Source organism: Dyadobacter sp. BE31, assembly GCF_031457695.1.
GTDB lineage: Bacteria > Bacteroidota > Bacteroidia > Cytophagales > Spirosomataceae > Dyadobacter.
Map to the genome: position 1 here is coordinate 798,741 of NZ_JAVDXA010000003.1, position 15,535 is coordinate 814,275.

General features: G+C 52.5%; 9 protein-coding genes. 5 read left to right on the forward strand and 4 right to left on the reverse strand.

What is annotated here, in order from left to right; translation table 11 throughout:
• Positions 1-26 precede the first annotated feature (26 nt).
• Positions 27-902 carry a hypothetical protein gene (locus tag J2Y43_RS19170; protein WP_309985755.1) on the reverse strand — a complete coding sequence of 292 codons (876 nt, stop codon included), beginning with the start codon at positions 900-902 and terminating at the stop codon, positions 27-29.
• A gap of 165 nt (positions 903-1,067) precedes the next feature.
• Between J2Y43_RS19170 and J2Y43_RS19175 the strand changes: the two genes are divergently transcribed.
• Entirely contained in the window at positions 1,068-2,564 is a 1,497-nt protein-coding gene (locus J2Y43_RS19175; protein WP_309985758.1) for a glycoside hydrolase family 28 protein, read from the forward strand.
• Between the two features lie 6 nt (positions 2,565-2,570).
• Here the strand turns inward: J2Y43_RS19175 and J2Y43_RS19180 are convergent, their stop codons facing one another.
• From J2Y43_RS19180 to J2Y43_RS19190, 3 genes are all read right to left on the reverse strand, one after another.
• On the reverse strand, positions 2,571-3,608 hold the full coding sequence (locus J2Y43_RS19180; protein WP_309985762.1) for an alpha/beta hydrolase: 1,038 nt from the start codon (positions 3,606-3,608) through the stop codon (positions 2,571-2,573).
• Between the two features lie 212 nt (positions 3,609-3,820).
• Positions 3,821-5,368, reverse strand: coding sequence for a SusD/RagB family nutrient-binding outer membrane lipoprotein (locus J2Y43_RS19185; RefSeq protein WP_309985766.1), 1,548 nt, complete (start codon positions 5,366-5,368; stop codon positions 3,821-3,823).
• Positions 5,369-5,387: 19 nt separating this feature from the next.
• The gene (locus J2Y43_RS19190; RefSeq protein WP_309985769.1) at positions 5,388-8,567 is read right to left on the reverse strand and encodes a SusC/RagA family TonB-linked outer membrane protein; all 3,180 of its coding nucleotides are present in this window, start codon (positions 8,565-8,567) and stop codon (positions 5,388-5,390) included.
• Positions 8,568-9,010: 443 nt separating this feature from the next.
• Between J2Y43_RS19190 and J2Y43_RS19195 the strand changes: the two genes are divergently transcribed.
• From J2Y43_RS19195 to J2Y43_RS19210, 4 genes are all read left to right on the forward strand, one after another.
• Positions 9,011-9,202 carry a hypothetical protein gene (locus tag J2Y43_RS19195; protein WP_309985772.1) on the forward strand — a complete coding sequence of 64 codons (192 nt, stop codon included), beginning with the start codon at positions 9,011-9,013 and terminating at the stop codon, positions 9,200-9,202.
• A gap of 51 nt (positions 9,203-9,253) precedes the next feature.
• Entirely contained in the window at positions 9,254-12,616 is a 3,363-nt protein-coding gene (locus J2Y43_RS19200; protein WP_309985775.1) for a SusC/RagA family TonB-linked outer membrane protein, read from the forward strand.
• Between the two features lie 23 nt (positions 12,617-12,639).
• Positions 12,640-14,352, forward strand: coding sequence for a SusD/RagB family nutrient-binding outer membrane lipoprotein (locus J2Y43_RS19205; protein WP_309985780.1), 1,713 nt, complete (start codon positions 12,640-12,642; stop codon positions 14,350-14,352).
• A 227-nt stretch (positions 14,353-14,579) separates the two neighbouring features.
• Complete coding sequence (locus J2Y43_RS19210; RefSeq protein WP_309985783.1) at positions 14,580-15,476, forward strand: histone deacetylase; 897 nt, start codon at positions 14,580-14,582, stop codon at positions 15,474-15,476.
• Positions 15,477-15,535 lie beyond the last annotated feature (59 nt).

Consider the following 15,535-nt stretch of genomic DNA (forward strand, 5'->3'; position numbering starts at 1 on the left):
GCCGGTCGACCCTTATGTTGGGTGAATCAGTCGATGGGATCGAAACCGTAGGCATTCACATCCAAAAGGAGCATTGACATAAGCCAGTTTGTACTTTCCTCTTCTTCCGGCAGTGGGTCGGCAACCCATACCGACCATCCCTCGATGTGCCGGTAGTACTTTTTGAAAATTTGATCGGAAAATAGTTTTAATTCACGGAGCCTCTCCTGATAAAACTCGCATACTTCGGAGCTTCTTCGTGGTAATTTTGCTTTCGCAAACGCTGCGACGGCCCGGGTAGGTTCGTCCATCCAATTCTCAAATGCGAGATAGTCGGGAATCAAACAGGAAGCATAATGTCCTAACAGCCTGGATTTAAGTTGAATGGGTGCATAGGTCTTGTTGAAGCGAAAATGGTCGACCAGTATTTTCTTTCTTTGCTCATGCAGGAAAGTCCTGTAATTGGCTCTGAGATAGTCGATTTTGCTGCGGTCGACTATGAGTGACAGAACCATGTGGGATTGGTCGAACACAATGGAGGGAACCAGCGTCATTTTCAGATAGTCGATTTTCTCCCGAGTCTGTTCGAGCCATATTTTGTGCGAGTTATCTTGTTCAATCAGGCTTACGATGTGCATCTCCTTCATTTCACCGATACGCTGCTGATATTGCACCATCTGATGCTCATTCAACAGTTCCTGAAAGACGGAATATTCAAAATCCCACTCTTCCCAGGCCGAGAACATGTCTGTCCTGGAATACGACTCTTTCATGTTTTCATACCTGAGAACCTTTTCGGCCTGCTCAACAGTGAGGTTGAGTTGGTGGTACCTCGCCTGAACGAATTGGATTTCTTCCCTTTCCATCGATATTAATTTGCTGATGAGCCAATATAGCAATGCGTCTCCAATTTTCAGCTTCATAAAATGGCTCCCTTCTTTAAGAGTAGTTACGACCAACCCTCGTCTTCCGGGTGAAGATTTTGGCATTGGTATGCAGATATGATAAGGCATTTAAGATTCTGGGTTTTTCTTTGGGTTGCCTCGGTATGCTGGGGAGTTGTAAATGGGCAAAATAGCACGGATAGCTTGGCGAAGCCGGTCCCCAAGGCTGCGGACGTCGGCGCGGGCAGGTTGCCGGCCACGATAGCACCGGTGAGAGCACCGTTCCCGATGCCGGTTTTTGCAATACCTGTTTTCCCCGCATTAGCCATCAATATCACCGACAAAGGCGCCCGGGAGGGAGCAATGGTGACCAAAGCGATCCAGTCGGCGATCGATGAGGCGAGCAAAAAGAAGGGTGGGACGGTGGTCATTCCCCGTGGCATTTGGAAAACCGGGCGCATTAGTTTGAAAAGTAATGTGAACCTGCACGTTAGCGAAGGCGCCGAGCTGCATTTTAGCGCAGAAATCGAGGATTACCTCCCGGCGGTGTTTACGAGGAACGAAGGTGTGGAACTGATGTCGCTCGGGGCCTTGATCTATGCCAATGGTCAGGAGAATATCGCGGTGACGGGTAAAGGTAAGCTTGTGGGGCCGCCCGATGGGCCGGTCAGGCAGCGGTATATGAAGGTGGATGTGATCGAAAAAGTGGTGCCAGCCGACAAGCCGGTGCATGAACGTGTTTATGAAGGAAAAGACGGCGGCTTCATATTCCCGCCGATGTTTATCTCACCTATTAACTGTAAAAGAGTCTATATAGAAGGCATTACGCTCGAAAACACGCCATTCTGGAACGTGGTGCCGGTGTATTGTGACCATGTGGTCATCCGGGGCATTACCGTGCGTTCGGTAGGCATCCCGCGCGGCGATGGAATCGATATCGAGTCGTCGCGGAACGTGCTCATCGAATACTGCACGCTCAGCTGCGGCGACGATTGTTTTACGATCAAAGCCGGGCGTGGCGATGACGGCATCCGGGTGAACAAGCCGACGGAGAATGTGGTGATCCGCCATTGCCTCGCACGTGAGGGGCATGGGGGCATTACGTGCGGGAGCGAAACGGCGGGTATGATCCGTAATGTGTATGTCTACGACTGTGTTTTTGATGATACCGATACGGGCCTGCGATTCAAAACGCGCCGTTCGCGTGCCGGCGGCGGCGATAACCTCACATACGAGCGCATACGTATGATCCTGCGCGGCGACGCGGTGAAGTTCGATATGCTGGGCAGCCGGCAATATGTGGGCGAGCTCGCCGATCGCCTTCCTGCCCGGCCGGTGGATAAACTTACGCCCGCATACCGCAATATTACAGCGCGGTTCATTGTCGTCGAAAAGGCAAGGACTTTTATTGATATCACCGGCATTCCGGAATCGCCCGCGACGAACCTCTTAATCGAAAATGCCTATGTGACTGCAAAAACGGCATTCAAGGCGAGTGACGCCGAGCATGTCACGATCCGGGCTGCGTCGATTACCGTCACGGACACCCTTATGCGTGCGCTCGACGTTCGGGACGTGCTTTTTGAAAAAGTGTATTTCAACATTCCCGGGCGAAAGCTGGTCATGGATGTTCAGGGCGAAAACTCAAAAAATATCCGGTTCACAGAATGTGTACCGGATAAGCCGGAGGGGCCGAATTAAGCCAGCTCAATTCGCTAAGCCATCTGCTTCGATAATGGCGTCGGCAAATGCCCTGGGCGCTTCCTGGGGCAGGTTGTGTCCTGCGCCTTTCACCACGTGGTGCACATGCTTGCCGGTGGATTTGCGGGCAAATGCCGAGCCGTCGCCGGCGGGGGCTACGCCATCCGAATCGCCGTCGAGCGTTACTGTCGGAACTGAAATGACCGGTCCGGCCGCGAGTTTTTGCTCGATTTCGTCGTATTGCTTCTCGCCCGGCTCGATGCTCAACCGCCAGCGGTAGTTGTGGATCACGATTGCCGCGTAATCAGGGTTTTTGAATGACTCTGCCGAACGGTCGTAGGTGGCCTGGTCGAAGGCCCATTTAGGCGACACATTTTTCCAGATCAGTTTGTTGAAGTCGTACCAGTTGGCCGTGTACCCTTTCTGGCCGCGGTCGGTGGCGAAATAGTATTGGTACCACCAGCCCCATTCGGCAGCGGGCGGAAGCGGCTGCTGGTTTCTTTCGAGGTTGTTGATCAGGTACCCATTCACGGACACCATTCCTTTCACGCGTTCCGGCCAGAGGGCCGCGATAATGTTTGCCGTGCGCGCACCCCAGTCGAAACCGCCGAGAATAGCCTGTTTGATTTTGAGCGCGTCCATGAGTGCGATAATGTCCAATGCAACGGCCGCCTGCTGTCCGTTCCGGAAGGTCTTTTCGGAAAGGAAACGGGTAGTTCCATGTCCGCGCAAATGCGGGACGATCACCCGGTAGCCTGCATTGGCGAGCAATTCGGCGGTTTCGGCGTAGCTGTGGATGTCGTACGGCCACCCGTGCAGCAATATCACAGGTTGCCCGTTAGCCGGGCCGGTTTCGGCGTAACCAACGTTCAGCACACCCGCTTCTATTTGTTTGATTGCTCCGAATGTATAGGTCCCGCTGTTGGCTTGCGGATTGTTTTTCGCATGAGCCAGTGCTTTTGAAGGCAATATTTGCGCGGCCGCGAAAGTAAGTGCGGCGAGGCCCAGGAAGTTGCGACGGCTGTATTTATTGCTGATTTCCATTTTTTGAGATGTTTAAGATCGATGGTTGAATGTCCGGCAGGCGATTTCCCCGTTTGGATGATTCAAAATTAGCTGCACTTTCGCCCGGCAGGAATGGGAACCTGGCCGAACCGGACAAATCAGCCGGCGGGCTGGACAGTCAGGATGCTGTACCCGACAATAAAAAAGCTGCTCACCGTGAGATGAGCAGCTTTCTTTACTGTTAATGCTTCTTACTTATTCCACCATAAAGCAGTGGTAATATCATCATTGCCCTGTGCCTTCACCGCATTCTGGTAATTGGCCAGGTTCACGCTCTGTTCTTTCGGCGGGTAATACAGGCGCTGCGGTACGCCCTCGCCGAACAGTGGCTGGAACTTATAATCGGTAGTTTGACCATCCACGGTGCGGCGCCAAACGATATCGCCGGGCTTCACGAGGAAGGTAGGGTAGCCGGTGCGGCGGATTTCGGCCCAGGCTTCGTCGCCTTGCGTGTAAAGCGCCAGGTATTTCTGGTTCAATACGTTGGCCTTGTCAGCTTTCGGCAGCGCGGCAAGGTAGGCAGTGATATCAGCCTGTGCAATGCCCCATTTTTGCAGGGAAGCGGTCACGCCATTGATGTACTCCTGCTGGTCCCAGTTTTTGTATTCCGAAATCAGGAATGCCACTTCTGCATATTCCTGCAAAACTTCTCCATAATTGGCTGCATTCACAACGGCACCCGGAAGGCTCACATCGGTGGCGGTAAGCAAGCCGGCAGCGGCCACAGGAAGTCCATATGGCTGGCCTACATAGTTACCGGCGGCATTCTTGGTGGCGTATACCGCCAGGCGGGGATCTTGCACTTTCACGGTGCCGAGGTCACCTTTCAGCACATTAACGATCACGTGCGAAACGGCGAAGTCCTTACGGTTCGCAGTCACCGTGGCGCGGTAAAGCGGTGCTTCGTTAGGGGCGAGTGACTGGTATTTAAACACGGCATTATCCGCATTAGAAGTGAAAACACCTTTTGCCAGCGCATCGTCGAAATGCGTTTTCGATTCGGCAGGCTGCTGTTTGCGGATGCGCGTTGCGATACGCAGGCGAAGGGAGTTCGCAAACTTGGCCCAAAGCTCGTTCTTGCCTTTGTAGATCACATCGTAGTTGCCGAACGTCGTCGCGGTTTTGTATTTGATCAATGTGTCGCCGGCGGCTTTCAGCTCGTTCAGGATGTCGAGGTAAATCTTCTGCTGGCTCGCGTAGGCCGGGCTCAGGTTTTCGGGTTCCTGCTGCAATGCCTGGAACTCGGGATCCTGGCTGCCGTACGACTGGTAGGGGATGTTACCGAACACATCCGTCAGGTTCTGGAACGCGTAAGCTTTCAGAATGCGCGCGATCGCGATCTGGTTGGCATTGGTCCCTGCCGTGCCGGCGGTCGCGATACTCCTGGTAGCCGGGTCGGTATTCAGTTTGATGATCTCGTTGAGGTTGTTCAACGCCTTGTATGCATTGCTCCAATAGGTATCCGAATACGAGCGCGGAATGTCGTAGCGCGACTGATCACTATAAATGTTCTGGCTGTAATACTGCGCAAAGAGCTGTGAGCCGCGCAGAGAGCTGTTCTCGTTGCGGATGTTGTCGATCACCTGTTTTTCAGCCGAGAGCAGAATCGTGGTCGTCGTCACAGCGGTAGGACGGTTCGGGTCTTTGTTGATGTCCTCGAAATGGCTGTCGGAGCAGCTGGCGAGCAACGCCCCGATGCCGAGGGTCAGAATGCCTTTTTGATATATGAACTTTTGCATGATTTTCAGTTTGAGGTGGTTAGAACTTCACATTTACATTCAGACCATACGTGGCCGGTATCGGAATGTTACCGCCTTCGAGGCCCTGGATATTGCCGCCGCCATTGGTGAACTCGGGGTCGATGTACTTGCTGGCGGTGTAAATGTTGGCCAGGTTACGCCCGTAAACCCCGAAGTAAACCTGTTTTACAGCCTTGCTGTTCAGTGCCAGGTTGTACCCGAAGGTGATCTCGCGAAGCTTCACAAACGTCGCGTCGAAGATCGTTTGCGGGGTAGGGCCGCTGTATTCCCCGCGGGCCCATGCCTGCGCGGTAATGCGGGTGTCGTTCTGCGTGGTGTTGGTCACCTGGTAAGTACCGTCGGCATTGTAGGTAACTGTCCCTTTCACACCGTCGAGTACCACGCCGGTTTCGCGCACGTTGTTGGCAGCGGTTTTATCCAATACCCCTGCATACATTGCCACTTTGTAGGTTTGCGAGAAGAACTTGCCGCCTACGCGTCCGTCGATGAGGAAACCGAGGTTGAAGTTTTTGTACGTAAAGCTGTTCTGGAAACCGAAAAGGTATTTCGGCAACACACTTCCCAGCGGGGTAAGCTGCTGCGCGCGCTCGTAGGTGCCGTCGGCTTTGATCACCTTCTGGCCGTCGGCCGCGTACACGAAGTCGTTGCCGAGGATTTGCCCGTACGGCTGGCCCTCGCGTGCCACGAGCGTCACGAGGCTATTCGCGAGTTGGAACGTGTTGATGCCCGGCGCCAGCGCGATCACCTTGTTGCGGTTTCTCGACCAGTTGAGGCTCGAATTCCATTCGAAACCATTCGAACGGACCGGCGTACCGGTCAATGTGATTTCAATACCCTTGTTATTGATCTTACCTGCATTGATCACCTTCGAATCATAGCCAAATGCCGACGATACGGGAATGTTGATGATCTGGTTGCGGCTCACATTGTCATAATAGGTAATGTCGAGGCCGACGCGGTTTTTCAATGCCTGGATGTTCAAACCGGCCTCCCAGGAGCTGGTAATCTCCGGTTTCAGCGATTGGTTGTTCAGCTGTGCCGGCAATTTGTAGGAAGGCAGGCCGTCGAACGACTGGCTCGCTTCATAGGCACGTTGCAGCTGGTAAGGATCTGTGTCGTTACCCACTTGTGCCCAGCCGAGGCGTACTTTGGCAAAATCCAGCCAGCTGATATCCTTCACGCCATTCAGTTCGCTGAGGATCAAACTTGTGGTGAGCGACGGGTATGCGAATGAGTTGCGGTTCAGCGGCAGGGTAGAAGACCAGTCGTTGCGCAGCGTTCCGTCGAGGAAGAGCAGGCTCTTCCAGCCCAATGAGAAGCTACCGAAAATGGAGCTGATCTGCTTCCGGTAAGCATTCGAATTCACCAGTACCGAGCTCGCATTCTTCAAGTTATAATATTCAGGAATGATCAATCCGCCTTGTGTAACGGCGTCGCTGATGCGGCGGCGCTGGCTCATGATGTTACCACCTGCATTGACATTCAATGAAATATCTCCCCAGCTCTTGGTCGCCGACGCGAGCAATTCGTAGTTGAACTCGCTGAAATTGTTGTTGTACTCCTGGTACTGCGACTGTGTCCGCGAATACACGGCAATGCGGTCCTGATATTGGTACTGGTACACATCCGCATTCACTTTTCCACTCAGTTTGAGCCAGCTGTTCACGTCGTATACCACGCCCACGTTCCCGTAGAAACGGTCGCGGTTTTCTTCCAGGTAGCTTTGGTATGCCGACCAGTACGGGTTATCGATGAACTTCGCGGCTTCGCCTGCCGGGGTATCCTGGTAGCCCGAGCGGTTCCAGAGAATCTGGCTGCCGTCGGCGCGTTTGTAGTTTTTCAGCTTCTGGTAATCCACCTGTACCTGTCCCCACTGGAATGCTTCGAGGATGATATTCCGGTTGGTAGCGCCCGTCCACGGCCGTCCGGTCGACTGGTTTTTGATATAATTGAAGTTATTGTAAAACTTGAACTTGCCTGCCGTCGTCGAACCCGAGAAGTTGATCGAATTACGTTTCAGGGATGAATTCGGCACAGTACCCTTTACATTCTTATTAGTAAATGAAATGCGGTAGGTCGAGTTGGCATTACCGCCGCTTACTGCGAGGCTGTTGGTGTTCGATACACCTGTTTCGAAGAAGGTATGTACGTCGTTTTTGGGGTAAGCCCAGGGCTGCGGTTTCAGGTATTCGGCAGTGTTTTCCGGGTCGAGATTATACCAATGCAATACCGGCGTGCCGTCCAGTTTCGGGCCCCAGCTTTCGTCTACGGCATATTCGGCGATGTTATACTCCGTACCGTTGATGGTCGCTTTCTGGAAAGTGCTCGAAAAACCACCGCCGTACAGTTTCTGGCGTTTCGGCAGGCGCACGATGTTTTCAAACTCCACGCCGGTATTGAGCGTGATGTTCACCTTGCTGTTTTCCTTGCCTTTCTTGGTGGTAATCAAAATCACCCCGTTTGCGGCGCGGGTACCGTACAGTGCCGCTGCGGATGGTCCTTTCAGCACGGAGATGTTCTCAATGTCGTCGGGGTTCAGGTCCTGGATCATGTTACCCACGTCTTTGCCGCCGCTTCCTGCGCTGGTAGCCGCGCTGTTGAGATCCGCATTGTCGATCGGCGTGCCGTCGATCACGTACAATGGCTGGTTGTTACCTGAAATGGAGTTGATCCCGCGCAGCAACACGCGTGACGAGCCGCCCATGTTACCACCCGAGGTAACCACCTGTAAGCCGGCCACTTTTCCGGATAATGCGCTCAGGGCGTTGGTAGGGCGCGTTTGCAATGCCTCACCTTTCACTTCCTGCACGGCGTACCCGAGCGCACGCTTCTCGCGTGAAATGCCTAATGCAGTTACCACCACCTCGTTCAGAATTTTAGCATCCTGTTTCAGGGCGATGGCGATTTTGTCGCTGGTACCCACCGGCACTTCCTGGGTAACGTAGCCGATGAATGAAATGACCAGCACGGGCGATTCGCCGTTGACATCAAGGCTGAAACCGCCGTTGGCGTCGGTCAGTGTACCTGTCGATGTTCCTTTTATGGTAACCGACGCCCCGGGCAAGCCGCTGGCGTCATTGGCGTCGGTGACAGTACCGCTAATGGTCCGTTGCTGCGCATGCGCGAGCCCGGTCGCAAGTAAAGTCACCAGGATGAAGTAGATAAATCTCGTTTTCATGAATTGTATTTTGGTGAGGATTTGTTGATTTGTTGTTTTGAAATTTTCTCCTGTTTTTGGCTAATTAATATTAAAATTGATTTTCTGTAAACCGGATTTTTAAAAATTAAATTCCGTCAAATCCGTTAAAATGAAGTTATTGTAAAGTTTGTATTATTAAATATTTTGTAAATGTATTAAAAATGAATTAAAACGCTTAATATCTATCGGAATAATAGATTAAAATATTAGAAAGATAAAAATTGGATTGTTCTTAGATGAGTGGTTTTGGGTGAATTATGATGTGTCCGTAAGCAGGTATTCGTTCCGGAACGTCTTCATTTCCTTGGAAATACGGGTTTTCGCCAGTCGGGTAACATTTATTTAACACGAAAGATAATCTGCATAGTAGTCCGTTACGGCAGTGGTAAAGTATCCTCTACATACCGCGACAGTCATACAGGATGTCAGTTTCAAGGGCTCAAATATTGATTGAAAAGCTGATCAGCAACCGTCTTTCGGCGGAAGAACTGTCTGAATTGCTCGCCGGCACACACGATGAGGCTGTGCAGCAGGCCTATTCGGATGCGCTGGAAACCTACTTCAATCGATTGCTTGCTGAGGAGTCGGGCAAACGACGCAACCTGCCTGACTAGAAGCGGTATAGAAGAATTGTATTTATTACCTACTCGCCTAATACTAATACTATGAGACCAAAGGCTACCCTGAAAACGGCGGCACGATGTATGTTGGCCGCACTCTGTCTATCTGTTCCGGCCGGTGCCGCGGCGGCCAGCGCAGATATGGCTTCCCGGGCAGAAGTTCCGGGCAAAAATGCACTCCTTCCTGTGGCTGACAGGATTAAAGGAAAAGTTACGTCGGCTGTCGACGGTTCGCCGATCCCCGGCGTGAACGTGCTGGTGAAGGGCACCCAGATCGGTACCACTACCGATGCATCGGGTGATTTTTCCCTCGATGTGGATTCCAAAAATGCAGTGCTGGTATTCTCCTATATCGGTTTCAATACCGCCGAAGTGACAGTGGGCGGCAAGAGCGTGGTGAATGTGACGTTGTCCGAAAACGTGGCCACTTTGCAGGAAGCCGTCGTAACGGCGTTGGGTATCAAACGCGACACCCGCTCGCTGGGTTATAATGTGGGTAAAATCGAAGGCCGCGAGGTGGCCAACGTTGCCAACGAAAACGTTCTGACGTCGCTCTCCGGCCGTGTTTCGGGTGTTTCCATTAACCAGACCAGTGGTGTCGGTTCGTCGATCAGCATTGTGATCCGCGGTGCGGCTTCCTTGAAAAACAACCAGCCCTTGTTCGTGGTCGATGGCGTGCCGCTGGCCAACAGCCTCGCGAACGTGAGCGATACCAAAGGAAGCGGCAACAAGGTCGATTACGGTAATGCAATCTCCGACATCAACCCCGACGATATCGAAAGTATGTCGGTACTCAAAGGCCCGAGCGCTGCTGCATTGTACGGCTCGCGCGCCGGTAACGGGGTGATTCTGATCACTACCAAGTCGGGTAAGAAGGGCAAAGGCCTGGGCGTTTCGTTTTCGACTTCAAACGTCTTTGAAAAGCCTTACCGATTCCTCGATCTGCATTACAAATATGCCAATGGCGAGCGGCCGTTCCAGCTGGACGAATCGTCGGCTTACTGGGGCGGTTTGCCTCTGGATGCAGGCATCAAGGAGGTGCAATGGAACTCGCCGGTGGGAGCAGACGGCAAGCAGATCCCTACCGAGCTGAAATCGTATAAGAATAACATGAAGAACTTTCTCCAAACGGGAATCACTTCAACCAATAACCTGGCCGTTTCGGGTTCTACCGACAAGGCTACCTACCGGATTTCATACAATAATATGAGCAACCGCGGCCTGATTCCGAATTCGGACCTGTACCGTAATGCATTGAGCTCGTCATTGACGTTCGATATGTCGAAGAATTTGAAACTGAGTTCCAACCTCAATTTCGTTCGTTCGAACTCCAACAGCCGTCCGCAAACATCGGAGCGTGATGGTAACCCGTTACAGGCCGTGTATTACTCGCCAAGCTACGATGTGCGTGACCTGAAAGGGGTTTGGAAGCCGGGCCGCGAGGAGATCGAGCAGCTGACGGTGGCGCCGGGTGAAACGGATAACCCATATTTTCTCGCAAAGCACCTCACGAACGCCTACACGCGTGACCGCCTGTACGGAAACCTGAAACTCGACTGGACCATCGCTCCCGGCCTCACCGCTTTCGTACGTTACTCGCATGATATGTACGATGAGGACCGCGAAACTAAAATTCCATGGAGTTATAAAAGCATGGCCAAAGGAGGCTACTACCTCGAAAACGTAGGCCGCAACGAAGGTAATGCCGACTTCCTTGTTACGAAGACGATCAAAAAAGGTGATTTTGATATCAGCCTTTCGGGAGGTGGTAACATCATGCGGCAAAAAGGTAACAGTTCCAACCTGGGAGGTCGCGATCTTTCTGTGCCTGGTTTGTACAACATTTCCAATATTCCTGTTGCTAACCGCATCGTGGGTAACAACAGCTACAAAAAGGCAATTTACAGTTTGTATGCAACGGGCTCATTTGGTTTCAAAAACCAGCTTTACCTCGATTTGACCGCGCGCAACGACTGGTCGAGTACTTTGCCCGAATCGAACCGTTCCTATTTCTATCCGTCGGCGTCTCTCAGCTGGCTGGCGAGCACGACTTTCAACATGCCATCTTATATTACGATGCTGAAATTCCGCGGAGGCTGGGCGCAGGTGGGTAATGATACCGATCCTTATCAGCTGTATAACAATCTCGGGACCGGCGCGTGGGGTAACGTCGTCACCGCTAACCTGGGCGGAACGCTGCTCAACCCGACATTGCTGCCGGAGATCGCTACTTCGTCCGAAGGGGGCGTTGACCTGAATATGTTCAACAACCGCCTGCGTTTTGACCTTACCTATTATGATCGCGCCAATACGAACCAGATTTTCACGGTTCCCATGGCGCCTTCGACAGGCTACGAGTTTAAGAACATTAATGCCGGTAAACTTGTGAGCCGCGGCTGGGAGATTGGTATCGGTGGTACGCCCATCAGCAACCTCAATGGCTGGACCCTGGATGTGAATGCGAATTTCAGCCGCAACCGCGTGACTGTGAAAGAACTCGCGCCAAACTTCCCGTATTTCGAGCAATGGGGTGAAAACGGTGCAGGCGCATACACTTACGTAGGAGAGCAGATCGGTAATATTTACAGCCGCGGTTTCGCAACCGTTACCGACCCGAACTCGCCTTACTACCGCTGGCCGATCATCGCGTATGATGGCGAAGGCGGCGATATGGACTGGCAATCGCTCGGCGGTCGGGAGAACAATGTGAAGGTAGGTAACTATAACCCTGATTTTATGGTGGGTGGCCAGGTTAACCTTTCTTACAAACGCTTCTCGCTCGGTTTGAGCCTCGACTGGCGCCAGGGGGGTGAATTCATGTCGTTCACCTACCGCTACGGCGAATCCGACTGGAAATCGCAGCGCCAGATCGACAACCTGATCCCGGGCAGCCTTTATTCGCCCGATCAGCTGGTTGCATTGCTGAAATCAGACCCTGAAAAATACATTATCCCACAAAACGGAAACTTCCCGCGCGTAGGAGGGCACACGGCCGCTACCGGTGGTTTCGGAGCTGACGGCGACGGCGCATTCATCCCGGGTGTTTGGGAAGATAAGGATGGCAACTACCACGAGTGGCTGGGCGGTGCCGGCACCAAATACATGCCGATCACGGCCATGTACCCTTGGAGCTTCAACCAGCAGGTTACTTTCGATGCCTCGTTTGTGAAACTGCGTGAGATCACATTGACCTACAAACTCCCGACGCTTTTCAATTCGATCCGCAATGCGAGCTTCTCGCTGTACACCCGGAACATTATGCTCTGGAATGCAGCCAAGATTGGCATTGATCCGGAGCGCGCGTTCTGGGCGGATCCGAGCAAAGGCGGTTTCCGCCAGGGTATCGAGCGCCAGAACGTAATGCCGTGGACGATTCCATTCGGTTTCAAGCTCAATTTCGATTTCTGATTCATTCCTGAAAATTCAAAGCGATGAAAATTTTTAAATATATCCCCAAAATCGTTTTCGTGTTGGCCGTGCTGGTTGCTTCGTCCTGTAAGGAAAGCCTCACGGAAATCAACGAAAACCCGAATGGTGTTGACCCCAACACCGCCAATCCGAATTTGCTCATGCCGACCGTCATGTCGGGAGTGGGTATGCAGTACCTGAAACTGGGTTACGGCCGTATCGCCGGCGTAGTACAGCACACGCAGGAAGATGCGTGGAAAGATGGTTTTAATGATTATAACTGGACTGAGGAGGACGATGAATGGAAAGCATGGTACGGTTTCCTTCGGAACAATAACCTGCTCTACAAACGCTCGGTCGAAATGGGTTTCACGTTCCACCAGGGCGTGGCGCTCACGATGAAGGCATTCATTTTCGGGACCATCGCCGACTTGTGGGGTGATGCACCCTATACCAACGCGCTGAAAGGTGATGCAGGTGAAATGTTGCCCGCATTCGATAGCCAGGAAGTGATTTACAAAGGTATTATCGAGGATCTGAAACAGGCTTCTGCATTGTTCGCTACTGCCGATGTTTCCACCTATGCGCCGGGTTATGATGTGTATTACAATGGCGATAAGTTGAAATGGCAGAAGTTTACCAACTCGCTGTTGCTGCGTTACTATATGAGGGTGTCGGCCAAGTTGCCGGATGTTGCCAAAGCCGGTATCGAGCAGATTTACAGCTCAGGTATTTACCTCAAAGATGCGTCCGACGACGCAGTAATGGACTATATCGGGACGGCCTCCGGGGATTCATGGCCTACCGCCACGGCATTCGACGTAAGCCAGTCGAACTGGCGCAGAAGACGCCCTGCCGCTACTTTACTGAATACCATGGTAGCCAGCAATGACCCTCGCCTGAAAGTGTGGTTCCAGCCCGTGCACGTACGATGGGTGTCGGACCCAACCTTGAAAACCGGTGTGGATGAGTTTATCCGGAAAGACGGTGTGATCCAGACCGGCGTGAAGTCGCTTACGGAGCAGGAATTGCGTGCCGAGATCACGGCGGGGCACAAGTTTACACGCCATTTCAATCCTACTACTTATAAGCCTGCGCGTCCCGACTTGTTTAACGGGCCGCTCAACACCGGTGAATATGTGGGTATCCCGGCCGGTATGATCGATCCGACTTATTATAACGAAAACCCGACGACCGGTCAGCAGGTACAGAACCAGCATGCGTCGCAGCTGAGCTATGCGTATCAGGGTTCGAAAGGCGGTTTGCTGAAAGCCCGCCTGGCGTCGGCTGCGGAAAGTGCATTCATCCTGGCCGAAGCGGCGCAAAAAGGATGGGCCGCAGGAGGTGCAGAAGCAAACTATAACAATGGGATCAAACAATCCCTGCAAACCTGGGGCGTGGCCGACCAATACGATACCTATGTAAAAGCCGTCGCATACAAGGGTACTTTGGCGCAGATTATGGAGCAGAAATGGATCGCCAGCTGGACAGCCGCGACCGAAGCGTGGTTCGACTACCGCCGCACCGCATTGCCTGCGCTGGTACCGGGCGTAGCACCGGTTTCCCGCGCATTGCCGCTCCGTTTCATTTACAGCAATAATGAGTTGAACAACAACGGGGATAACGTCCGCAGCGCGATTGAAAAGCTGGAAGAGACTAATTTCTCCGGCCCGCGTAAGAAAAACAGCCAATGGTCGAAGCCGTGGCTGGTGCAGGGGACGGGCAAACCTTGGTAGAATGAATTTTCGGAACAGGATGAATTTTTTTTCATCCCACGTTTCCCGATGTTCGCCCCAAGGCTAGGGTTATTTGCCCCATACTATCGAATTAATTGTGCTGAATTCCCGGAGTTTGGCGTAATTGCCGGTGACAATGAATAATCCAGCACCCGTTTTTGAAAGCGGCCCTTTTCGGAGGGTCGCTTTCTTTTTTGCAAATTTGGGTCTTCGTATCGTCCATTTGCATGTTTCCGATTGCCTTTCATCCTGTCTTTAAATATCCTGTTCCGGAAGGTCACCGCTTTCCAATGGATAAATATGAATTGCTGCCTTTGCAGCTCCTGCGCGAGGGCATCGCGGAAGAGTCCGATTTTTTTACCCCCGAACCTATCGATATGCCTCCCGTGTACGCCGTGCACGACCGCGCCTATGCCGACCGCTTCGTGATGGGCATGCTCAGTCGCCCCGAGATGCGCCGCATCGGGTTTGAGCAGACGCCGTTGCTCGTGGAGCGGGAACTACGCATTGCCCGCGGGACCGTGGAAGGTGCACTCAGGGCATTGGAAACGGGTATTGCATTCAATATCGCAGGTGGGACGCATCACGCTTTACGCGATGCAGGCGAAGGTTTTTGTATGATCAACGATCAGGCCGTGGCGGCGCAATACCTGGTGGATCATGGAAAGGCAGCAAAAGTGCTGATCGCGGACCTCGATGTGCACCAGGGCAACGGCACCGCCGACATTTTTACAAACGAGCCCCGTGTTTTTACATTCTCCATGCACGCGAAAAATAACTACCCATTCCGCAAGAAGAAGAGCGATCTCGATGTGGAGCTCCCCGACCACATGGAAGATGATGCCTATCTTTCGCTGCTCCGCGGAACATTCGCCCGTCTCGTTGAGCGCGTCAAGCCCGATTTTATCTTCTATCAGGCCGGCGTCGATATCCTGGCTACGGATAAGCTCGGAAGGCTCTCATGTACCATCGATGGGTGCCGCCAGCGCGACGAAATTATCTTTCAAACCGCTCACCGGCTTGGCATACCGGTTCAATGCAGCATGGGCGGAGGCTACTCGCCTCAGATCAAAACGATCATTGAGGCTCATGCGAATACTTACAGGGTAGCCAGGTTATTGTAATTTTTGAGAAGGGAAGAAGTATATACTCAGTTATAAATCCTTTATATAAAAGTTAATTA